The organism is Paenibacillus sp. V4I7, from assembly GCF_030817275.1.
In the GTDB taxonomy this organism is placed as follows: Bacteria; Bacillota; Bacilli; order Paenibacillales; family NBRC-103111; genus Paenibacillus_E.
Genome location: NZ_JAUSZD010000002.1, coordinates 4412173 through 4435562, shown reverse-complemented (window position 1 = coordinate 4435562; position 23390 = coordinate 4412173). Strand labels below are relative to the sequence as shown.

General features: G+C 43.6%; 16 protein-coding genes and 1 pseudogene. 14 read left to right on the top strand and 3 right to left on the bottom strand.

All coding sequences use genetic code 11. The features are described 5' to 3' along the window. The first annotated feature begins 31 nt into the window (after positions 1-31). The 14 genes from QFZ80_RS21555 to cobA all read left to right on the top strand — a co-directional run bounded on the left by QFZ80_RS21555 (position 32) and on the right by cobA (position 19343). Positions 32-922, top strand: coding sequence for an ABC transporter permease (locus QFZ80_RS21555; RefSeq protein WP_307560916.1), 891 nt, complete (start codon positions 32-34; stop codon positions 920-922). 17 nt (positions 923-939) lie between these two features. Then, on the top strand, positions 940-1824 hold the full coding sequence (locus tag QFZ80_RS21550; protein ID WP_307554309.1) for a carbohydrate ABC transporter permease: 885 nt from the start codon (positions 940-942) through the stop codon (positions 1822-1824). A gap of 428 nt (positions 1825-2252) precedes the next feature. Continuing rightward, the gene (locus QFZ80_RS21545; protein ID WP_307554311.1) at positions 2253-2810 is read left to right on the top strand and encodes an Hcp family type VI secretion system effector; all 558 of its coding nucleotides are present in this window, start codon (positions 2253-2255) and stop codon (positions 2808-2810) included. 91 nt (positions 2811-2901) lie between these two features. Further along, entirely contained in the window at positions 2902-3558 is a 657-nt protein-coding gene (locus tag QFZ80_RS21540; RefSeq protein ID WP_307554313.1) for a YheC/YheD family protein, read from the top strand. Positions 3559-3741: 183 nt separating this feature from the next. Further along, positions 3742-6906, top strand: a complete 3165-nt coding sequence (locus QFZ80_RS21535; RefSeq protein ID WP_307560914.1) for an alpha-mannosidase — start codon at positions 3742-3744, stop codon at positions 6904-6906. 193 nt (positions 6907-7099) lie between these two features. Continuing rightward, positions 7100-7993 carry a carbohydrate ABC transporter permease gene (locus tag QFZ80_RS21530; protein WP_307556060.1) on the top strand — a complete coding sequence of 298 codons (894 nt, stop codon included), beginning with the start codon at positions 7100-7102 and terminating at the stop codon, positions 7991-7993. Positions 7994-8014: 21 nt separating this feature from the next. Further along, complete coding sequence (locus QFZ80_RS21525; protein WP_373460425.1) at positions 8015-8878, top strand: carbohydrate ABC transporter permease; 864 nt, start codon at positions 8015-8017, stop codon at positions 8876-8878. A 155-nt stretch (positions 8879-9033) separates the two neighbouring features. After that, positions 9034-10437 carry an ABC transporter substrate-binding protein gene (locus tag QFZ80_RS21520; RefSeq protein WP_307554318.1) on the top strand — a complete coding sequence of 468 codons (1404 nt, stop codon included), beginning with the start codon at positions 9034-9036 and terminating at the stop codon, positions 10435-10437. Between the two features lie 66 nt (positions 10438-10503). Then, entirely contained in the window at positions 10504-12279 is a 1776-nt protein-coding gene (locus tag QFZ80_RS21515; RefSeq protein ID WP_307554320.1) for a sensor histidine kinase, read from the top strand. Further along, the gene (locus tag QFZ80_RS21510; protein WP_307554321.1) at positions 12263-13888 is read left to right on the top strand and encodes a response regulator; all 1626 of its coding nucleotides are present in this window, start codon (positions 12263-12265) and stop codon (positions 13886-13888) included. The genes QFZ80_RS21515 and QFZ80_RS21510 overlap by 17 nt, the downstream gene beginning before the upstream one ends. 226 nt (positions 13889-14114) lie before the next feature. Then, positions 14115-15716: a spore germination protein gene (locus tag QFZ80_RS21505; protein ID WP_483874728.1), complete on the top strand. Its 1602-nt coding sequence runs from the start codon at positions 14115-14117 to the stop codon at positions 15714-15716. A gap of 75 nt (positions 15717-15791) precedes the next feature. Next, the gene (locus QFZ80_RS21500; RefSeq protein WP_307554324.1) at positions 15792-16982 is read left to right on the top strand and encodes a Ger(x)C family spore germination protein; all 1191 of its coding nucleotides are present in this window, start codon (positions 15792-15794) and stop codon (positions 16980-16982) included. A 15-nt stretch (positions 16983-16997) separates the two neighbouring features. Then, positions 16998-18092 carry a GerAB/ArcD/ProY family transporter gene (locus QFZ80_RS21495; RefSeq protein ID WP_307554326.1) on the top strand — a complete coding sequence of 365 codons (1095 nt, stop codon included), beginning with the start codon at positions 16998-17000 and terminating at the stop codon, positions 18090-18092. A gap of 483 nt (positions 18093-18575) precedes the next feature. Further along, positions 18576-19343, top strand: a complete 768-nt coding sequence (cobA, locus tag QFZ80_RS21490) for a uroporphyrinogen-III C-methyltransferase (RefSeq protein WP_307560912.1) — start codon at positions 18576-18578, stop codon at positions 19341-19343. Between the two features lie 532 nt (positions 19344-19875). Here cobA and QFZ80_RS21485 read toward each other — a convergent pair. From QFZ80_RS21485 to QFZ80_RS21475, 3 genes and pseudogenes are all read right to left on the bottom strand, one after another. After that, on the bottom strand, positions 19876-20715 hold the full coding sequence (locus QFZ80_RS21485) for an aldo/keto reductase (RefSeq protein WP_307554330.1): 840 nt from the start codon (positions 20713-20715) through the stop codon (positions 19876-19878). A gap of 73 nt (positions 20716-20788) precedes the next feature. Beyond that, positions 20789-21746 (bottom strand): annotated as a pseudogene (locus QFZ80_RS21480) (TIGR03571 family LLM class oxidoreductase). Positions 21747-21754: 8 nt separating this feature from the next. Beyond that, positions 21755-22966, bottom strand: a complete 1212-nt coding sequence (locus tag QFZ80_RS21475) for an MFS transporter (protein WP_307554332.1) — start codon at positions 22964-22966, stop codon at positions 21755-21757. Positions 22967-23390 lie beyond the last annotated feature (424 nt).

The window sequence follows — 23390 nt, the reverse complement described above, 5'->3', positions numbered from 1 at the left end:
TACAATAGAGAGAATGGAAGTGATCGGTAGGATGGTTACGAAGGGGTTTGCCAAACATTACTATCTCATGCTTCTTCCAGGATTTATATGGTTGACGCTGTTTAGTATCGTTCCTATGTTCGGGATAGTCATTGCTTTTCAAGATTTCAATCCAGGTCTAGGCATGTTCCGTTCCGAATGGATCGGCTTGGAAAATTTCAAATATATGTTCACGCTTAACGATAGTAAAACGGTATTTTTCAATACGTTATTTATTGCCGTCATGAAGATTATCGCGAATATGATTGTACCTCTTATCTTCGCATTATTGCTGAATGAATTACGCATTGCGTTTTTGAAAAGATGGGTACAGACGATTGTTTATTTACCGCATTTTTTATCATGGGTCATTCTTTCGGGTATCTTGTTGGATGTGTTGTCCTATAAAGGACCTGTTAACGGGATCTTGGGTATATTCGGTATAAGTCCTACTTTGTTCTTTGCCAGGGCGGATTTGTTTCCTTTTATCATTGTAGGTAGTGACGTCTGGAAGGAATTTGGATTTAACACGATTATTTTTTTGGCGGCTTTAACGGGAATCAATCCTTCTTTATACGAAGCGGCTGCGATTGACGGCGCCACTCGCTGGCAGCGATTAATTCATGTCACACTTCCTGGAATTATGACAACGGTTATTTTGCTTTCAGTGCTCAGCCTAGGCAATGTCTTAAATGCTGGATTTGACCAAATTTTCAACCTCTATAATCCACTTGTCTATTCAAGCGGAGATATTATTGACACATGGGTCTATCGGACAGGTTTATTGAATCTCCAGTATGGATTGGCGACGGCAATGGGACTTTTAAAATCGGTCATCAGTTTTCTTCTCATTACAACTTCCTATTTCCTAGCTGCTAAGTTTGCAAATTATCGTATTTTTTAATATAAAGGAGCATGAAAATGGTCAAAGAAACAACAATCGGCTCCAGAGCATTTGATCTTTTCCTAATCGTGCTGCTGGTTGGCATAGCGCTATTATGTGTTCTTCCTTTATGGTATACCCTTGCTGTCTCATTAAGTGATAATGCAGCAGCATCCTCGGGGCAAGTTGGCTTATGGCCGGTGGGGTTTAATTTGAACTCTTATCATGAAATTATGGGTGACAGTAAGTTTTTCAATTCGTTTTGGATTTCGATACAGCGAGTCGTGTTGGGATCGAGTCTTAACTTCGTGATTATTATTCTGATGGGTTACCCCTTATCCAAAAATGCGAAGGACTTACCGTTTAGAAATGTACTGATGTGGATTTTGGTGTTTACGATGTTATTCAACGGAGGATTAATCCCTTGGTATCAAACGGTTAAATCTTTAGGCTTGATCAATAATATTTGGGCGCTTGTCCTAGGGAACAGTGTGCCGATTTTCAGTGTGATTCTGGTCATTAACTATTTCCGTAATTTGCCTAAGGAATTGGAGGAGGCTGCTCTTGTAGATGGGGCGGGGCCTTGGTATATGCTTGTGAAAATTTTCATTCCACTGGCAGTTCCCGTGTTGGCAACCGTAACCTTGTTCAGCATCGTCTATCACTGGAATGAGTTCTTTAACGGTCTCGTGTTGATGTCGAATGCGGATCATTACCCGCTGCAAACCTACATTCAGCAACTGGTCGTTATTGTGGATGCTAATACCATGACCGCGGAACAAATACAGAAGATGAGTGAACTTTCTAATCAAACCTTGAACGCGGCTAAAATCTTTATTGCTATGATTCCTGTTCTCATTATTTATCCGTTTCTGCAGAGATTTTTTATCCATGGGATTACGTTAGGGTCTGTTAAAGAATAAGGGAACGAAACATAGTCCATAAGAATGCACCCGTATACAAAACAACGAGGACAGTTGGGCAGGTATAATCTTGCAGCCCAGCTGTCTTTTAATTTTAGGTGAAAGAAGGCTGTCCTCAAGTAGAATTATCTACACTTGGGACAGCCTTCTTGTTTTCTACCCTCACCGATCAGGATCTGCCTTGGACTGCTTTTGTTTTGGATGGAATTACTTGGCATTAATATCGATAATGTGAGTGTTGCCAAGCTGATTACTGCGCATACGATGGCCATACCGTGCAGCCGATGTGTGGTGATTTCATGGCTAAAGATGGCTCCAAGTAAACTGGAGGAAAGGCTGACTAAAGCCTCATTTACAAAAGGAAAATTATCGGATATATTTAGGTGAATTGATACATATTGTATCGGACGAGATGAGGAGTGATATGCTTGAGAAGGTTAAGAAATTCAATAGTCTTCTTCACCATGTGCTTGTTTGTTCTTGCTTTCGGTGTTGTCCCCGCGGCTGCGGAAAGTAGTGATTTCGATGTTTATCTGAAATTAGACGGAATTTCGGGTGAATCTGTTACGAAAGGATATGAAAAGTGGATCCAGCTTCAATATGTTTCATTGGAATTCGAAAATAGTTCTACATTAAACAGCAGTTCAACTACCGGATCTGGTGCAGGAAAAGCGGTTCGGGAAGCGATTGCTATTAATAAAACTTTTGACCTTTCATCTATTCCGATGTTTATGGATATGGTCATGGGAAAAACCATTGAGAAAGGCCAAATTGTATTCGTTAAGACGGGCGAACAAAGGTTACCGATCGTAACCATCGATTTAGAAAAGATTAGCGTTAGTACATATAACTTAAATCATTTAGATGAATACATTGAGTTGAATTATGGAGCGATTAACTTTAAATACACAGCCGTAGGACCAGATGGGAAGACTACGAATACCAATACGGGCGGCTGGGATTTTATGAAAAATGTGAAAAAATAAGTTGTTCACTTAATTGATTGTCCCTATCCCTTCTGACGGAAGAGGAATACTCTAGCATAGAGGAAGCCTTGTACGGAAGGAGGAATCTCTGATGCGTTTGGTTGCTAATAAATGGTCGAAGTTCTCCGTTTTGTTGGGGCATGCCGGCGTTGCCAAGCATATTCCGAACATGCGCCGCTTCAGCGCTTTGAACCTGCAGGCCATGCTGAGACAATATGTTTTTGTTGTGGCAAAGCCGATCATTGGAACCGGGGGAAGCAGTGTAGTCAAAATAACAAAAACGGGTAAAGGGTATTTGCTGCACCACTGCGGGACGAAAAGAACATTTCGCACTTGGACTGAGTTATTTTCAGCGTTAAACCAAATTCGTAATAACCGCCCGTTCATGCTGCAGCAGGGCATTGACTTAGCTACAATTGATGGAAGGCCTCTAGATTATCGCGTCAAACTGAAAAAAGCAGGCCGGTCTTGGGTCATCCGAGCTGTTGTCGGCCGATTGGCTCGCCCAGGGCTGTTCGTCACAAACATCTGCCGTGGCGGCACTTTACTTAAAGGTGCTCATGCGCTGCGGCGGACTTTCCCTGCTTCGCTAGTCAAATCCAAAATTGACACGATGTGCGGAGTGGCCCGAACATGCACGATGCTGCTTGAATCCCGCTATCCAGGCATTGGTATGCTCGGTTACGATTTTGGCATCGACAAGCATGGAAACGTATGGATTTTAGAAGTGAATACAAAACCTCATTAGAGCTTAAAAACAAAAGGGCTGCCTGATGGCAGTCTTTTGTTTTTCCCTATTTCGTCTATCGTGGGTCCAATAAGAATATATGTAATGATTTTACCCCCTCAGTATCATCAGATTACCTATCACATAAGGAGTTTTGCATCCATTACAATAGACATACTAGTAAGAATAAGGAGGAGAAATTCGATGTTTTGGACCGTGGAGAAATTACAAGCACGTTTAAATGAGTTGGAGTCGTACCGCTATCGTGATGAACGGCGCATAGATAAGTTTCGAATCAAACGGGATGAGGATGGCGCAATTGGAGCGTATCCGTCGGAAGAAGGCGAGTGGACGGATATACGTATAGGTGACCGATGGAATGGCCGCGATGTATACTACTGGCTGGCTGCAGATGTGATGATTCCCGCTGAGTGGGAAGGAAGAAAAGTACTTGGCCGGTTCTGCCTCGGACAAACTGGAGGTGGAACGAACAGCGGATTCGAATCGCTGCTATTTCTGAACGGAGAGCCGTATCAAGGAGTAGACTCGAATCATGAGGAAGTTTTTATGCCTGAAGCTGTGATCGGTCAAACCGCTCAGCTACGCTTCCGCTTGTGGTCAGGGCTAGGGGGATATGAGAGCCACCGCGTGATGGAAAGCAGAATGGAGTTAGCTTCTGTGTGCTGGCTGGATGAAGCATGCGACGATATGTATTATACAGCCAAAGCACTGCTGGAAACGGTCCGTATACTAGACGAAAATCGTCCGGAGCGGCATCAACTGCTTTCTATGCTGGATCAGGCTTTCTTAATACTCGACTGGTCGAGGCCTGGGAGTGAAGGCTTTTACAACTCCGTTGAAAAGGCACGTGAACAACTCCGGCAGACATTGTCGTCGATGTCCAAGCTTCACTCGGTTGTGGTACAGTGTATCGGACATACGCATATAGATGTGGCTTGGTTGTGGCAGCTGAAGCATACGAGGGAAAAGGCAGCGAGATCGTTTTCAACCGTACTGCGTTTGATGGAGCAGTATCCGGAGTATATCTTTTTGCAAACGCAGCCGCAGCTTTATGAATATATCAAGTCTGATTATCCGCAAATTTACGAGCGTATCAAGGAACGCATCAAGGAAGGTCGCTGGGAAGCCGGTGGAGCGATGTGGCTGGAGGCGGATTGCAATTTGGCCTCTGGGGAATCTCTGGTGCGGCAGCTGTTGTATGGAACCCGATTTTTTCGTGAGGAATTCGGTGTGGAATGCAAGTATTTATGGCTGCCTGATGTGTTTGGCTACAGCTGGGCGCTGCCGCAAATTTTACGCAAATCTGGCATCGAATCGTTTATGACAACCAAAATCAGCTGGAACCAATATAACCGGATGCCTCATGACACTTTTAAATGGCGGGGCATTGACGGGACGGAAGTACTGACCCATTTTATTACGACGCCGGATCCCGGATCGAGCGAAGGGGCCTTTTATTATACGTACAACGGGAAAGTGACGCCCTCATCGGTACAGGGGATTTGGGAAAGCTACCGCGATAAGACACTCAATACGAATTTGCTGCTTGCATATGGGTTCGGCGACGGCGGCGGAGGTGTCAATCGTGAAATGCTAGAGATGCGACGCAGGCTGGATGATATTCCAGGCATTCCTCATGTGAAGACGGGGCGTGCTGACGAGTATTTTAACGAATTGCAGATGAGCGTCAGCAACACCAATTCATATGTGCACACGTGGGACGGTGAATTGTATTTGGAGCTTCACCGCGGTACTTATACGAGTCAGGCTTACAACAAGCGGATGAATCGCAAGCTGGAGCTGCTGTATCGAGAAACCGAATGGGTGCAGGCCATGAGTTGTATATTGAATGCTACTGGTCATGCGGCGGTGGCCGAAACTTCCCTAGCCCTGCACGAAGGCTGGAAAATTATTTTGCGCAACCAATTCCACGACATTATCCCTGGATCGTCGATTCGCGAGGTGTATGAGGACAGCAAAGCCGAATACGAAGAGGCGTTAACTATAGGTCAAAAGGTGTGGGATCAGTCAGCTTTGCTTTTGACAGCGGGTAGGGAAAAGGGAAGCGAAGTGACGGTGTTTAACGGTTCTCCGTGGGAGAGAACAGATCTTGTTTGCATGGCCGAAGAACAAACGGAGGAAGCCGGAGTAGGGTGGTTTGATGCTTCGGATCGGCCACTGGAGGCTCAGCTTGTAGGTGGAAACTGGTGGGTAAACGTAGAGAAAATCTCTCCGATGGGATTCGCTGTCATCCATCGTAAGGAGCGGGTCGATCAGCATGTACAGGCTATAGCAGAGAATAAATTCATAAAGTTGGATCATGGATTTATAACGCCTTTTTATGAAATAGAATGGAATGACTTGGGTCAGATTGTCCGTCTTTACGATCGAATTGAGCGCCGGGAAATACTCGCCGCAGGCGAAACAGGGAATCGTTTCGAAGTGTTCGAAGATAAGCCGAAAGGCCGGCACGAAGCGTGGGACATTGACATCTTTTACACGGAGAAAAAGCAGGAAGTTGATATTCTGACCCGGGTCGAAGTGACGGACAGTGGTCCTTTGGCTGTGGTAGTCCGTTTCGAGTGGTCCTATATGGATTCAACCGTGGTGCAGGATATGGTGCTCTATGCGTACAGTCGCAGAATCGATTTCCAGACCCACGTTAATTGGAATGAACAGCGCAAACTGCTGAAAGTAGCCTTTCCGCTGCGAATCCGGGCAACGGAGGCGACTTACGATATTCAATTTGGCAACGTGAAGCGTCCGACCCATTGGAATACAAGCTGGGACTATGCCAGGTTTGAGACGGTTGGCCATCAGTGGGCTGATTTGTCCGAACGCGGATATGGCGTCAGTCTCTTGAACGATTGTAAATACGGTTATGATGTAAAAGACCATGTGATGCGTCTTACCCTGATCAAGTCCGCTATGGTTCCAGACCCGACGGCCGATCAAGGAGAGCATGAATTTACGTATTCGCTCTTCCCGCATGCTAGCGACTGGTATGACGGAGGAACGGTGCAGTCCGCTTGGTCGCTGAACAATCCACTATCATTTGTGCCCGGCAAGCCTGCCGAAGACTCATTCAGCTTGTTCCGTCTATCCAGCAAGCATGTTATGATTGATGCGGTAAAAAAAGCGGAGGATCATGACACGATTATTTTACGCATTCACGAGTTTGCCGGCATTAGCGGCCAAACGCAAATTTCGAGTGATGCGCGGGTCAAGTCCTGGCAGGAATGCGACCTGCTCGAAAGGCCTCTTGGTGATAGGCAGTACGAATCGTTGATTGATGTTCAGCTGAATCCATACGAAATCAGAACGTTTATCATTCAGCTGTTGAAATAGTTTGATATTCTTGGAAACAAGCCGCAGAGATAGCTTTGCGGCTTGTTCCCGTTTGCAGGAGATCATGGATACCCATATTGCATGATTTAAAAACAGTTGATTTGTCCTATGGATACAGTTGAATTGCCGCTCTCGTACCTTAACGAGGTTGTACTATGCTTGGAGTACAATAACCTAAAGGAGCAGATGTATGATGCGAAAAAGGCTTTCTCTTTTCAATTCCTATGTATTCATTTTTCCTAGTCTATTTTTGACTTTGGCGCTAGGGATCTATCCGATTGTATGGGCGCTTCGCTATATGTTTTATGATTATCAGGGGTTCGGCCAAAAAAAATTTATTGGACTCGATAATTTTTCGAGATTACTGCGCGATCAGGAATTTTGGCACTCTGTGTATAACACGTTCATTTATGCGAGCGGAAAAATTATCATTGTCCTGCCGATTTCACTTTTACTTGCCGTCATTTTAAATCGGGGGCTGAAAGGCAAAGTGTTTCTGCGTGCTATCTATTTTATGCCGACCATTATTAGTACATCGGTAATGTCGATCGTGTTTTTCACCATTTTTAATTCGTATAATGGATTGCTCAATCAATTTTTGATCAAGTACGGGGTGATCTCCAAAGCGGTTGATTGGCTGGGACCGAATTACGCTATGCTGACGGTGATTATTACGGCTATCTGGGGTGCGATCGGCAACTATATGCTGCTTTTTATCGCTGGGCTGCAAGGTATTCCCGATGATCTGTATGAGAGCGCATCGATCGATGGAGCGAATGCGGCGCAAAAATTTTGGAGCATTACGATTCCAATGCTGGGTCCTGTTCTGCAAATGATCGTCATGTTGGCCATTATCACTGCGCTGAAAGGTTATGAAAGCATTATGGTCCTGACCGAGGGTGGACCGTTCGGCAAAACAGATGTCATGTACCTTTACGTGTATAAATTGTTTTTCCCGGTATCCGCTTCTACTGCGACTGTCCAACAAATCGGCTACGGCAGCGCAGCGGGGTTTGTAACGGCTTTGATTGTCGGGCTGATTACGATTGTTTATTTCTATATGTCCAAACGGCTTAATCGGGATTAATAAAGGGGGACTGACTACATGATGCATACAAGTACGAAATCAGGCGTTATCCGAAGCGGACATTTCACCGGAAAAACCTTGAAATGGATATTTTTGCTGGCCATAGCCTTCTTTACGCTATTTCCAATCGTTATGGCGATTTTGGGTTCATTTAAAACGAATGCAGAGTTGACAACGGGAGCAACCTTGTTGCCCTCTGTCTGGAAGTTCTCCAATTATGCAACGGCTTGGAAGCAGGCGAATTTTGCCCGGTTTACGTGGAACAGTCTCTTTATCAGCACAATTGTGACGATCGGTACGCTGCTCATCGCCTCTATGTCCGCTTATGCTGTCGATCGGACGAGATTTCCTGGCAAACGATTGTACGTAATCCTGCAAGCCAGTACGATGTTCATTTCTATTGGTGCAGTAGTATTGAGGCCGCAGTTCGATCTCATGGTCAAACTTGGCCTGAATAAATCGCTCTGGGGTGTCATCATCATCTTGATTAGCGCGCATGCCACGGTTTACTTTATGCTGATCGGCTTTTTTAAGGCGATTCCCAAAGATCTGGACGAGGCCGCATACATCGATGGATGCAATTTCTATACGGTTTACTGGCGAATTATTCTTCCGCTGCTGAGTCCCGCTCTTGGTGTTACTGCCTTGTTCACGTTCCGTGGCGCTTGGAACGAATACATCTTGCCCTTGGTGTTCACTATGACGAATCCGAAACTGCAAACGCTGACGGTGGGTCTGGCCAATTTACGTTACGGGATCGGCGCAGCTGCGGAGTCGCACCTTATGATGGCGGGTGCGTGTCTTTCCTTCCTACCGATCCTTGTTGTGTACGTTTTGGCGAATAAGTCATTCATACAGGTGACGGCAGGAAGTGTAAAAGGATAACGGGAAAAAGCGGAAACCAGGAAAGTGTTTTTTTCCCCCATCAAAAGTTGATTTGTCCTTCACGGTTCCAAGTGTTGAGGAATTATGATGAAAGCAGTTACATTTTTGTTATAAAGCAAGTCTTAAGGTAAACTAAATTAGGAGGGTTTTACTACATGAAGAAAAAAATGGTGCTAAGCACACTGATTGGCGTTACGATGGTCGCTTCACTTGCGGCTTGCGGTGGACAAACGGATCAGCCGAAGAGTACAGCTACGGCTACTTCCACTTCCGCTGCAACAGGAGGAGCGAAGACGAAGCTGTCTTACTGGACTGTTGACCGTCATGATGCCGATTACATGAAAGATGTAATCAAAAAATTTAACGAAACGAATAAGGATAACATTGAAGTAGAAATGACGGTACTTGCCGATAATTATAATCAGTCGGTCGATATCGCCTTTGCGAGCAACCAAGCGCCCGATATCTTACGGACAAACGATTTTCTTGGCTTTGTGAAGAAAGGTTATTTGCAACCGATTAACGACATGATGACCGACGAGATGAAGAAGCGGTATGATAAATTGCTAGTGGAAGAACTGAATACGGTGGATGGTAACATTTATTCGCTGCCGCATACAGGGCAATATTGGAGATTGATTTATAACGTCGATCTCTTCCAAAAAGCCGGAATCAAAGAACCTCCAAAAACGGTAAAAGAATTAGTAGAGGATGCCAAGAAAATTACAGAAGCCGGCAAAGATATCGGAGCATTTGGCTTCGCTGAAAACTTTAAAAATCCCGGCTCCGCCTTTGGCAGGATTGCCAATCCGATCGGATCGCTCAGTGGAACTTCCGTGGTGGATGGCTACAATTATAAAACAGGCCAGTTCGATTTCTCGGTGTATAAGCCTATCACCGAGGCGCTTCGCCAGATGAAGCAGGACGGCAGCATGCTGCCGGGCGTTGAATCTCTTGACATCGATCCACTGCGTGCGCAGTTCGCCGCTGGGAAAATCGGCATGTATTTTAACCACTCCGGCGAGCCGGGTGTGTACCAAAATCAATTCCCGACTAAGGTTAACTGGAGCGCGGCATTGCCCCCTACCATTGATGGCAGTCAACAGGGAACTGTATCCGTCATTGCCGGCAACTACATTGGCATCAGCAAAAACACGAAAAATAAAGATAAAGCTTGGAAGTTCTTGGAGTATATCTATAATCTGAATTTCCAGAAGGAATACCATGAGAAAGGGTTTGGAATCTCGATTGTGCCAGATGTTAACGCCGCCGCGAAAAAACCATCCATTCCGGGGATCGAAGGCTTCTTGCCAAGCAAATTCGACGCGCTGTACGCTCCAACTCCTGTTTCCGTAACGGAGGCAAAGGTGGAAGGAAATAAGTTGGGTAACGCTGTCCTCAAATATATGATGGAAGGCGGAGATGTAGACAAAATGCTGAATGACTTGACAGCACGCTACAACTCGGGCCTGGAGAAAGCAAGAGCTGCTGGCGATACGAAGACGAAAGCGAATCCGAACTTCGATCCAAATAAACTGCAAGGCAGTCTTGCAAAGTAAGTTCAAATACGGAAGGCGCGCAGCCAAAGCAGCGCGTCTCTTCTCTTTAGAAAGGGTGGGGGCAGCTTGAAAAAATGGTATTACCGGCTTTCGCTCCGCCGCCGGTTGTGGATTTCGTTTCTGATTCTGACTGTTTTATCCATAGCGCTAACGGGTATGATGTCCTATTGGATTGCCTTTCGATCGACGGAGCAGGAGGCGTTTATTTCCAGTCAGAATACGCTGAACAAATCCGCGCGCGTGCTGGATGAAAAGCTTCGGCACATCATTGTGACAACCTCAACCATGATGCTCAGTGATTCGTTCAAGTTGGCTATGGATGACGTGTACTCGAATCGTTCGGGATCCTATTATACAAGGCTGTCTTCCATGCAAACGCCTCTTGGGCAAATGAAACTGATCGAGCCTTCTATCCAATCCGTCTTGATCTATACACCTGTAGGTGAACTGTATGCTACAACCGATCTTCGTAATAGCCAGACACGATTCAAGGAGACGATTTTTTCGCGATATCTGGATAGCCCCGAGCGTGTTATATGGGTGGAAGATCACGTGGATCAGCTTTTTTCAGGAAATCAGAGAGTCATTTCCTTGATTATGAAGCCGATCACAGAAGTTAATGTGCAAGATGTTTATGTTGTAGTCAATGTTAAGGAAGATGCGATTCACAAAGTCGTCACCGACGACTTATTCGATCGTGCCGATAACTATTTTCTTATATCGAGGAGCGGTGAAGCCGTGCTGCCGCTTAGTATCCAGACATCTTCATTTCAAAGAGACCCAGCTTTCATGAAGCTGCTGCAGGGACAAGACCGAGGATTTTTTAAATACAACATGGGGGGGGACCCTTATTTAGTTAATTATTCAAGGCTAACCATGGTGGACAATTGGACGATGGTCAGCACTCAGACACAGTCGGATTTGCTTCGTCAGGTGAACCGCATCAAAACGACCACATTATGGATCATGTTGTGCTGCGTTATATTGGCGTTCGTCTTGTCCAATGTCATTTCGAGCTTATTACTGAAGCCTTTGCACAAACTGCAGGGGCTGATGAAGAGGGTTGAGCAAAATAACCTTGATGTACGGTTTACCAGCAAATACGAGGATGAGGTTACACAGGTCGGATTAAAGTTTAACCGTATGCTGGAAGAAATCTCTTCGCTCATTGAGGACGTCAAGGAAGCAGAGTATGAGAAACGTAAAATGGAGGTCAAAGCGCTGCAGGCGCAGATCGATCCGCATTTTTTGTATAACACATTAAATACGATCATATGGAAGTCGGAAGCGTCTCAAAACCAAGATGTCACGGAGATGATCACCTCGCTGTCGCTACTGTTCCAGCTAGGTCTTAACGGTGGAAACGAGATGACGACACTGGCCAAGGAAATTGATCATGTTAGGCAGTATTTAAATCTTCAGCAAAAATGCTATGAAGGTCTGTTTGATTACACGATTGAGCTTGAGGATGATTCGCTGCTGGAGAAACCGATATTGAAAATTATCTTGCAGCCCTTGGTGGAAAACTCCATTCTGCACGGCTTTCAAGAAATGGAGGGAATGGGAATAATCCGAATTTCCATTACATGTCTGAACGATAGTCTGCGGTTACGTGTTGAGGATAATGGTGCTGGCATGGACGTTCAAACCGTCAAGGCTGACATGCGGATTGAACAATCCTTCAAAAAAAGCTATGCCCTCCGTAACGTTTATGGACGATTGCGGCTGCATTACGGTAATGAAGCGGATATCGACTTGAACAGCGAACCGAATATATCTACCTCGGTCACACTAACAATACCACTAGCAGGTGAGGGATATAACGATGACGACAGAACTTAGGATGTGCGTAATTGATGATATCAAGACCGTTGTGCAAGGGATCTCGAACCAAATAAATTGGGAGACTCATGGCATTCGCATTGTAGGAACAGCTAGCAACGGTGAGAAAGGGATTGAACTCATCCGCGAAACGGAGCCCCACATCGTACTGACCGATATTCGGATGCCGAAAATAAACGGTTTGGAGATGACCAAGCAGGTATTGGAAATGTTTCCACGTACGAAAATTGTTTTTTTAAGCGGCTATACCGAATTTGAGTATGCGCAGCAGGCTGTTCAGCTTGGTGCATTCGATTATATTGTCAAACCGTATACGCCGCAAAAAATTATAGAAGTAGTCTTAAAAGCAAAAAAGTCGATTGAAGAGGAAATGGGGGAAACGCAGCGCTATCATGAGATGGAAAGAAAGCTGCGGGAAAGCTTGCCGTATTTAAGGCAGGAATATTTTCAACTACTGCTGCAATTCCGAACGACCCCCGAACAAGCGGCCAGACGGTGGGATTTCTTGAACATCGGATTGGAACGGGAGCGCTTTGTTGTAATGCTTACGGAAATCGATCAATTCGCTGAACAAACCGCGACTCTGCCTGTGCAAGAGGTAGAGCTGATACGGTTTACCGTGCAAAACATTTTGGAAGAAAGTTTAAGGCGATTCACCAAAGGATTTGTGTTCCGTGACAACACGAATCGGTTTGTAATCATATTCAATCCGCCGGATACCCTTAGCGTGGAAGCCATTTCGGAGCAGTGCCGTGAAAATGTTGAAAAGTATTCCAGATATACCATATCCCTAGGTCTTGGGGAAGAAGTAAAGGCGATACATCAAATTTCGTACTCTTACTCGCAGGCGCTTGCTGCCCTTTCTTATAGTTTTTATACGGGCGGCAACACGGTGTACAGTTATCGAAATGTGAGTCCGGTCCACCAGACAGCACCGCGCTACTCTCCAGAAAAAGAAAAAGAACTTTTTTATTGCCTGCGGTCTGGAAACTTGCATAAAGCAAATGCCATTGTGGATGAGCTATTCGAGGAAACAATTACTGTATCCGTGCCTCCAGCTCCCGAGGCGGTTAAGGGGTTCTGTGATGAGCTGGCTTTTCTGATCAATCGAGTTTTCTCGGAGAAACTGACTCTTGAAGAAATGAAACAGATCGAACGTCATTTTTTGTACATCAAAAATCTTTCATCCTATAAGTTGAAGGAGCTCCAAGGAAACATCAAGGAACTGTGCAGGTTGGGTTGTGAGTTGATTCAGAAACGTCATGTGGAAGATACGAACCAGGTCGTGGAACAAGTTATTGAGCACATTCGTCAAAATGTAGCCTCTAATATGACGGTTAATGATTATGCCAAGCTGGTTTATTTGAGCGGCAGTTATTTTGCCAATTTGTTCAAGAAGGTAACGGGTATGACCGTTGTACAGTTTGTGACAACAGAGCGGATGGAGCAGGCCAAGATTATGCTGGTTGAAGGAAAACAAGTTCAAGAAATCGCCCAAGCACTCGGATACGAAGACAGGCCGCATTTCAGTGAACTGTTTAAAAAACATACAGGCATGACACCATCTGAATTCAAACAGCTGTACAGCGCTAAAGGAGCGGGATCATAACGATCTGTGAGAATTAGATATGGGAGAATAATTTTAGTGTATGGACAAAAATGAATAACATACGTAGCGGGAGATTCTAAGGCACCTGGGTATATTCACTCGTAAACCTAATTAGTTCAGCAGCGGCTGAAATGATTAGGTTTGTTTGCGTTTAAGAAGCATTCAAGAGTATAACTCTTGAAAGGCAAGGCGAAAATGAAAGTTATTACATGTTAGAACTAGGTGGATGCTATCGATGAACAAATTTCTGCAGCGTTTTGCCCGGAAATATAATGAGGGCGCGCAACAAGACTCTCAAGCAAACATCAAACAAACCGATACACTTTCAAATAGCCTTCAGCAAAATATCAAGAAAATTTCTGAGTTAACTGGTAACAGTTCAGATATTTCCATTCGTACGTTTCAAGGGGCCAATAGTTTACCTATGGCTATTGTTTATATTAATGGTTTAACAGATACCACGATCATTAACGATAATATCATGAATCCGATCATGACCGATGCAGAAGTTAACATAGCTGGGCAAAGGACAGTATCCGATTCTTTGACGGTGATTAAAGATCAGATTCTTACTGTTAGTTCTACAAATACAGTGAGTAACATTGATGACTTCATGTCGGCTTTATACAGTGGAGATACCATTATTCTCGCAGAGGGCTGGAATCAAGGCATTACTGCAAGTTCTGCCAAATGGATGCAAAGAGGCGTAGAGGAGCCCTCGTCTCAATCTGTTATTCGCGGACCCAAAGATGGATTCACCGAGAATATAAGCACGAATATTGCGTTGCTCCGGCGTAGAATCAAAAGTCCGAATCTATGGAAGATCGATCGAAAAATAGGACGGGTGACACAAACGGACGTTAGTGTTATGTATCTTAAAGGGACGGCCAATGATTTAGTTGTGAACGAAGTGCTTCAAAGGCTGGATCGTATTGATATAGACAGCATATTGGAAAGTGGCTATTTGGAAGAATTTATTCAAGACCAAACCTTTACTCCATTTCCCACCCTCATAAACACGGAACGTCCTGACACAGTTGCGGCCTCCATCTTGGAGGGACAGGTTGCCGTTTTGATGGATGGAACACCATTTGCTCTTGTGCTGCCTATTACCTTTCTCAAGTTCTTTATTGCCAGCGAGGACTATTACCAGAGATTCGATATCTCTTCGTTTTTGCGTCTTTTGCGCTTCTTTGCGTTTACCATTTCGATGATTCTGCCTTCCTTATATATTGCAATTACGACTTTTCATCAAGAAATGATACCCACGACCCTTTTGATCAGTCTTGCTGCACAAAGGGAAGGAATTCCTTTTCCAGCATTCTTCGAAGCATTATTGATGGAAATCACATTTGAGGTGTTAAGGGAAGCGGGGGTTCGAATGCCTAGAGCCATCGGTTCCGCAATTTCCATCGTTGGAGCTCTTGTTCTGGGACAGGCCGCAGTTGAAGCAGGTCTTGTATCGGCAGCTATGGTGATCGTGGTAGCCTTTACGGCGATCTCCAGCTTCGTCGTACCGGCGTTTAACATCTCGATTGCTGCTCGATTGATTCGGTTCATATTAATGATTCTTGCCGCGGCACTAGGTTTGTTCGGGATTATGTCGGGGCTCTTTTTTCTCTTGATCCACATGTTGTCTCTACGCTCTTTCGGAGTTCCTTACATGACACCAATAGCACCTTTTGTGCCAAGTAACTTAAAAGATACTGTTGTAAGAGTGCCTTGGTGGATGATGGTCACCAGACCGCGTCTTTTCGCTAAGAATAATTATGTGCGCCAAAACGTAAACGCACATCCTAAACCTTCCGACAAGGAAAAGGAAAAGTAATCGTCTAGCATTCATACAACAGGAAAATGGACATCAAAAGGGGATTAGGACATGAAACGAGGGATAAACCTACTGTTGATCATCAATATGTTATTAGTTAATAGTGGTTGTTCGAACCATATCGAACTAAACAAATTGGGGATCATCAGCGCAATCGCCTTTGATTTAGATGAAAGCAATCAATGGGTATTGACCTTTCAAATCATCATACCGAAGTCAACCCAGAGTAAATCCGGTGGTGGCGGTTCCCAAGCTCCGGTTATCGTCTTTTCATCGAAAGGAAAGACCCTACTGGAGGCGATTCAAAAGAGTGATTTAGAGACACCTCGCCAGCTCTTTTTTTCTCATACTCGTGTTATTATTATTAGTCAACGTGTTGCTAAATATGGAGTCAACCAAATATTGGACGCTTACTTGAGAAGTTACGAATCAAGGGAAACTACGGATGTTCTCATTACAAACGGAGACGCGAAGAAAGTGTTAGAAATCCTTACGCCATTAGAAAACATTCCCGGAAACGCGATTTCCAATTTGATCAGTGGAGAGGGAAACAAACAAACCAACTTAGTTCAGTCCAAGTTAATTAATTTAATTTCCACAATGACCAATCCTTCCGCTAGCGCTACATTACCGGAAATCAAAATCATGGGTGAGCAAGAGGCACAAACCTCTTTAGAAGCACTGAAAGAAACTCGTAAATCCGCCGTATTAAAATTGGATAGAGTCGGGGTATTTAAGCAGGATAAATTAGCAGGCTGGTTAAGTCGGAAAGAAAGTCTCGGCATTCCCTGGATAACGAATCAATTACAAAGAACAACCATCGTATTTTCTTGTGAAGGGGAGAGCCGAAGCGAACAGCTATCCTCCTTTTTAGTAGAAAAATCCCACGCAAAATTAAAACCAAACATTTCGAATGGTAATTTGTTCATGTCTGTAGAAATTGAAGCCAAGGGAAACTTGATTGAAACGGCATGTAATCTGGATCTGAAACAGTCGAAAACCTTGAGAAAACTGGAAAAACATATCCAGGAGCAAATAATAATTGATGCAGAAAATTCCTTTCAAGCTCTGAAAAAAATGAAAACAGACACATTGGGCTTCGGGGACGCATTCCACAAATCTTACCCACAGGACTGGAAAAAGCTAAGCAAGAACTGGGAGAATGAGTTCGCAGAAATCAGAATGGACGTTAAAGTTCATGTAACGATCCGACGAACTGGAATGATTGATGATTCTTTTTCCAAAATATCCGGTAAAAAAGAATGAGAAAAGGGGCTTCGTATGGAGCGGATCAGCAAATATCAATTGGGTGCGATGATTATCCTATTTCAAATAGGAAGTACACCTTTATTTGAATTAGGAATCAAAGCTGGTCAAGACGCCTGGTTGGTGGTCATTACTAGCATGCTGCTAGGATTCATGCTGCTTTTTCTTTTTTTGATAATCCAACGAAGGGAACCTGAAAAAAATTTGAGTCAGCTTTTGATTCAATATTTCGGTTCATTTGTGGGGAAGTTTGTCTTATTACTTTATGTCCTGATGTTTTCTTACGAAGCCATGCGAAATGTGCGAGACTTTGGGGATCTTACCCTCTTGACCATTCTTCCGCGAGGTCCAATTTCCCTTATCATGCTGATTATGATAACTTTGTCGATCTATGCAATATACAAGGGAATAGAGGTCTTCTTTCGGTTGGCTGAATTTATCGTAGTTGGGGTGCTGACTTTTTATTTAATTTTGCTTATCATGCAACTTGTATCGGGTGTTGTTCATTTTGATTATCTTCTTCCGATTTTGGAAAATGGCATTCAACCAGTTTTAAAAGAAAGTATATCTAGCACTGTCTGGTTTCCATTTGGCCAAATGATGATTTTTCTCATGTTCTGGCGTTATTTAAACGAGAAGAAAGAGTTGGCTAAAACGTCGGTTCGATCTTTTTTTGTATCCGGGCTGGTTATCCTTTTCTCGAACATAATGAATCTGATCGTTCTGGGTCCGCAACTACTTAACATTAGTACTGTACCTTTATTACAAGCTGTTCAGTTGATTCAGATCGCCGAAGTATTCGAGCGTTTTGACGCACTTGTTATCTTGCTTTTTTATGCGGGGATATTTATCAAAGCGACATTATGGTTTTTGGCTGCCGTACTTGGGCTATCTCAGCTGTTTCAAACAGACTATCGAAGGTTTGCGCTTCCTGTTGGAGTCATTATTTATATAACTTCCCTTCTCCCGTCAAGCTGGCAGTTGCATCTGGAGATTGGGAAAATCGTCGGGGAGCAGTTTATGTTAAATAAGATATTCATTGGAGTCATACCGGCCATTCTTTTTCTTGTTATGTTGATTAAAGGACAGGGGAAACAAATTAAAGGATAGGATAGAATGGAATATGGCTCAATAATGCAATAAAGAGGTTGTTCCCATTAGTCTTCAGAGACTGAGGGGACAACCTCTTTGTTTTGGGAGATGTATCGTTAAATGTATGTAATTAAATATAACGTGATTATTCGGATGATTACATGAAACGTCCATAAAATTGGAATATAACCCGAACGATCGGACGGAAAAACAAATAAATAGTTCGATTAATATACGTATTCTTGTGTTAAACCTAAGGGGATTACAAATTATTGTTGATAAATACGAAGTCTTGATGTACATTAGTAATTAATATTCGTATGTAAGATAATATGACGTGTATTATTCAGGAAGGCCGAATAATTGATTATTCTAACAATTACATAACATTAAATGTAATGTGAGAGTGAATCACGATGAAGAAAAAATTGTTTTAGTAGGAAATGGAATGGCTGGAGTCAGCTGCATTGGAATAACTTTTGTTATTGAGGTGACAAATAAATGGAAAATAATAAAGGCAAAGTATTTTTTGTTGGAGCTGGGCCGGGAGATCCCGATTTAATTACTGTCAAAGGTTTAAAATGTATTCAATCTTCTGATGTGATCGTGTATGATCGCCTTGCCAATCCGGAACTATTAAATCATGCCCGTAAAGATGCGGAGTTCATTTATTGTGGAAAGCAGCCGAACCATCACCCGATTCAGCAAGAGCAAATCAATGAAATCATTGTCTTAAAAGCTCTTGAAGGAAAGATAGTTACTCGTCTAAAAGGTGGAGATCCTTGTGTTTTCGGACGTGTCGGAGAAGAAGCGGAGAAATTAGTTGAGCACGGAATAGCATTTGAAATCATACCTGGGATTACTGCGGGAATCGCTGCGCCCGCTTATGCAGGCATACCTGTTACACATCGTAAAGTGGCTTCAACGTTTGCCATGGTAACCGGGCATTTGTGTCAAGACGACACCATATCACCTGAAAAGTGGAAGGCGCTTGCTACCGGCATTGATACTATTGCATTTTATATGGGAATGGGAAATATCACTTATTTGTGTAACCAGCTTATTCACTATGGAAGGAACCCTGAGACGCCGGTTGCAGTTGTATCTTGGGGGACAACTGAGGATCAAAGGACAATAATAAGTTCGTTAAATAATTTGGAGAAAACGCTACAGGAACAAGATATGCCCAACCCGGCTATCTTACTGGTTGGTGACGTCGTTCATTTAAGAGAAAGGCTGTCTTGGTTCGCCGAAAATAGTAGAGATTGAATAAGCATAAAGGCATGCTAATCGTATTATCCCCTTACAGTATACAGTGAGAAAAGAGTTCATTATTTCATGATTTCATGGACTAAACACTGTTTACCGGAGGGGGTTTTTTATGCTTTTTTGTATAAATATTTTTATGAATAATTATCAAATATCTAATTGGATTTATAGAACATCTAAATACAATAGGGCTTGTAACAAAAACAGCGAAATAACGCATCGTCGTTCCTCTTGATCATGAATTCGGGTGTTTTTCGTCCAAATAACGCATCGACGTTCCCTCGGGCAAATTCTGGTTATTTTCGTGCATTAAAAGGTATTGTGGCTGTCCCCAAAGCCATATTTGGGAAATTCAGCTCCCAATTTGTGAATTTCGCAGTCTGATTGTTAATTTCATTGGAATAATCCAATGGAAATACGAATTTCGTTCTGAATACCGATTTTCGAATGTGCCAGAAGGTCAATAGGCCTTAAGAGGCTGTCCCTAAGTATGACTTTTGGGACAGCCTCGTTTGTTAAATCTAATCTTAACTTAAAAATCAAAATTATCAGGATCTGGACCCACACGGCGATGCTGATCAAGTGCAGAAATAGCGGCCATATCGGTATCATTTAAGGAGAAATCAAAGATTTCTGCATTGGACTGAATGCGTTTAGCTTGAATAGATTTCGGAATCGTTGCCCAGCCGCTTTGCAGCTGCCAACGCAGTACGATTTGGGCAACTGATTTTCCCGCGCGATCTGCGATGGCTTGGATGACGGGTTCATGCAGGATCTCTCCCTGCATCAGAGGTGCCCAAGCGACGGCTTGTATCCCATTTTTATCTAAAAAAGATTTAAGTTCATTCTGAACAAGTCGCGGATGACGCTCTACTTGATTAATAGCCGGTTTCACAGTTGCATCTTTAAGCAGGTTTTCAAGGTGGTGGATGTTAAAGTTGCTTACGCCGATAGCTCCAACACGCCCTTCCTGATACAGAAACTCGAGCGCTCTCCAGCTTTCTAGATATTTATTTTCAACAGGCCAGTGTATCAGGTATAAATCAAGGGATTCTAAACCTAGGTTTTTTAAGCTTTTCTCATAAGCTGCTATAGCGCTATCGTAACCTTGGTCTGCATTCCATAATTTCGAGGTGATAAACAAGTCTTGACGTTGAAGGCCGGTGCGATTCAAGCCACGCCTGATACCTTCTCCAACCCCTTCTTCGTTCTGATAAATAGCTGCCGTATCAATATGACGGTAACCAACGACAATGGCTTCTTCAACCGCTGCAATGACGGTATCGCCATCCTCTACCTGAAAGACGCCTAGACCTAGCCAAGGAAAAGCTTTATCATGGTTTAATTGAATTGTATCTTGTAAGTGTTTCATTTGATTATCCTCCTAATATGGGGTGAAAAACAATGCCCACCCGGTTTCTGTTTATTTGATTAGACTTATGATTTCAAAGACTGTTTGGATGCGGTGGGAAGTGCGAAGCACGTATTCTCCAAGCTCATGTATGACCTCGCCAGCTGGTCGATCGCTGTCAAAGAGAGCGAAGAAGAGATGATTAACACCAATCGTTTTGTAAACTTCAATTAATTCGATTAGTTTATTCCTACCTATTCGAAAACCAAGCCGAATGGGTGTTGCTTCTTCATCTGGATCTTCCGCTAAATCGAGATGCATAGGCATAGAGAATGGACGAAACTCCGTATGGTTTTGGCGAGCAGCAGACTCACGCCACACCGTTATGGCTTCTAGCTGCCGCATAGGCCCTTGTGGATAGTACATCCATCCATCGCCGTTCTGTCCAAGCCAATCGAGCACTTGCTGTGCAAAGCCAGTTATCATGGTGGGAATTCTATTCTTCAGTTTTGGCACGAGTGTCGCTTGCTCAATATGACCATAACTGGAGTCAATTCTAGGATAGTGTTCATAAAGTGCCTTTTCTAGTAGGCTTCACGGAACTGGCTGCCGCGGCTAGCATGATCTACGACAAGCCCTTTGAAATCTGCTCGTCTATCTCCGGATGAAATTCCCATGATGAGCCTTTCGGGAAAGAGGGCTTCGATGGTAGCAACCTCTTTCGCCATCCTGAGTGGATGGCGAAGCGGAAGTACCAGCGCAGATGTTCCGACCGCAATTTGTTTTGTCTGACTAAGCAGGTGTGTACCGAAAATTAGACTATCATAAATTTGACCGACAGCCGGATCCCCAAACTAGGGATCTTCCAAAATAACGTCTCGGAGCCAGAGAGTTGTAAATCCATATCCTTCAGCAGCTTGAGCAAGCTCGACCTAATTAGCCATCGTAGGTGTTTTCGATTGAAAGTTTTCTAATGGAATATGGAGACCAAGCGTTAACCCGCCTTCTTTGTACATCCTTTGATAAGTTCGATGATGCTCAAACATATAAATGCCTCCTATTATGATTTCCGTTCCAGCTTAGCAGAAATACCAGTGAGCAGGATGGCAACGAGAACCATTAAAGCACCAATCCATGGGGTATGAACAAGTCCCATGGAGTCAATAACAACCCCACCGACGATTGAGCCAATAGCAATACCGACGTTGAACGCTGCAATATTGATCGCGGATGCAACATCGACCGCTGATGGCACATACTTTTCAGCCAGCTGGACGACATATAGTTGAAGACCAGGCACATTCATGAAAGCAAGCAAGCCCATTAAGATAACACCAATCACGCCAGCCACTTTAAATGGAGCAAGGAATGTTAAAAGGATTAGAACAGCTGCTTGAATAATAAACATCCAAAATAGTGCGCGTAAAGGATTCTTATTGGCTAATTTGCCACCAGCTGAGTTACCGAATGCAACAGCCACACCATAAATGATCAAGATAATATTAATCATGCCAGGACTTATGCCAGTCACATCGTGTAGGAGTGGAGTTAAATAAGTGAAAGCAACAAACGTCCCGCCATAACCGAATGCCGTGATCAGAAAGCCCAGGACCAAACGGCCATTGGTGAGCAAACGGAACATATCTGAAAATTTAGCTGGTGGAGATTGCTTAAGATTTTTAGGAATGAGTGCGGCACTGGAAATGATCGCAATGACACCCAACAAGGCAACGCCCCAGAAAGTCGCTCTCCAGCCGAAAGCTTGCCCGATAAATGTCCCCAAAGGAACACCGGTAACAATGGCGATGGTAAGACCAGTGAACATGAGTGCAATGGCACTGCCCTTTTTCTCTGGAGATACTAGCTGAACAGCAATGGTCGCTCCAATGGAGAAAAAGACACCATGAGAAAATGCGGTGATGAAACGTGCAATAAGCAATATTTCAAAAGACGGTGAAAGTGCAGCGATAACGTTACCGATGATGAAAACAACCATCAGCGTCATAAGCAAGGACTTCCGGCTCATCCGATTGGTAAGCGCGGTAAGGATCGGGGCTCCGACCGCGACACCAATCGCATAACCAGAAATTAGAAGGCCAGCAAGCGTAATGCCAATGTTTAAGTCATTCGCGATGGACGCGAGCAGGCCTACTGGAACAAACTCGGTTGTTCCGATTCCAAATGCGCTAATGGCAAGGGCAAGAAGCGCCCATGTTCCTGTTTTTTGCCTCACTTTATGTTGTGCTGCAGATTGTGATAATGAGTGGTTCATGTTTTGCCTCCTAATGACATGTATTTTGAACAGCTGTAAGCTTTACTTTCGCTTCACAAGTGCTATTATAAAACCATTAAGTTGTTTTTGGTAAGTACGTACTTTTAAGTACTATAGGGACTATTTAGGTATATAGGTACTAAAAAGTACCCTTAAATAAAAGGAGAGTTAGTAGCACTTATTTTGTCCTTATTCATCTTCTTAAGTAAACAGCCTTATCAATTTAAGTATTTCGTATCTGCGAACTAGACGGATTTTTTGTGTTCAGGAAAACAAATATGATTTTCAAAAAAGCATTTACTGACACAAACAGTATCGTTTTTCTAACAACCATTAAAATGGATTTTACTTAGTAAAAGTGGACATATTAAATTCATTACTGGTGGTAAAGAGTGCAAAGCACAAAAATGCCAACCAGTAATTA

What these genes read in the sequence shown, in the direction of transcription:
- QFZ80_RS21505 (WP_483874728.1), top strand. Translation starts at nt 14,115, where the DNA reads ATGCTATCGATGAACAAATTTCTGCAGCGTTTTGCCCGGAAATATAAT.
- QFZ80_RS21495 (WP_307554326.1), top strand. Translation starts at nt 16,998, where the DNA reads ATGGAGCGGATCAGCAAATATCAATTGGGTGCGATGATTATCCTATTT.
- QFZ80_RS21550 (WP_307554309.1), top strand. Translation starts at nt 940, where the DNA reads ATGGTCAAAGAAACAACAATCGGCTCCAGAGCATTTGATCTTTTCCTA.
- QFZ80_RS21475 (WP_307554332.1), bottom strand. Translation starts at nt 22,966, where the DNA reads ATGAACCACTCATTATCACAATCTGCAGCACAACATAAAGTGAGGCAA.
- QFZ80_RS21530 (WP_307556060.1), top strand. Translation starts at nt 7,100, where the DNA reads ATGCGAAAAAGGCTTTCTCTTTTCAATTCCTATGTATTCATTTTTCCT.
- QFZ80_RS21485 (WP_307554330.1), bottom strand. Translation starts at nt 20,715, where the DNA reads ATGAAACACTTACAAGATACAATTCAATTAAACCATGATAAAGCTTTT.
- QFZ80_RS21510 (WP_307554321.1), top strand. Translation starts at nt 12,263, where the DNA reads ATGACGACAGAACTTAGGATGTGCGTAATTGATGATATCAAGACCGTT.
- QFZ80_RS21555 (WP_307560916.1), top strand. Translation starts at nt 32, where the DNA reads ATGGTTACGAAGGGGTTTGCCAAACATTACTATCTCATGCTTCTTCCA.
- QFZ80_RS21525 (WP_373460425.1), top strand. Translation starts at nt 8,015, where the DNA reads ATGCATACAAGTACGAAATCAGGCGTTATCCGAAGCGGACATTTCACC.
- cobA (WP_307560912.1), top strand. Translation starts at nt 18,576, where the DNA reads ATGGAAAATAATAAAGGCAAAGTATTTTTTGTTGGAGCTGGGCCGGGA.
- QFZ80_RS21540 (WP_307554313.1), top strand. Translation starts at nt 2,902, where the DNA reads ATGCGTTTGGTTGCTAATAAATGGTCGAAGTTCTCCGTTTTGTTGGGG.
- QFZ80_RS21535 (WP_307560914.1), top strand. Translation starts at nt 3,742, where the DNA reads ATGTTTTGGACCGTGGAGAAATTACAAGCACGTTTAAATGAGTTGGAG.
- QFZ80_RS21520 (WP_307554318.1), top strand. Translation starts at nt 9,034, where the DNA reads ATGAAGAAAAAAATGGTGCTAAGCACACTGATTGGCGTTACGATGGTC.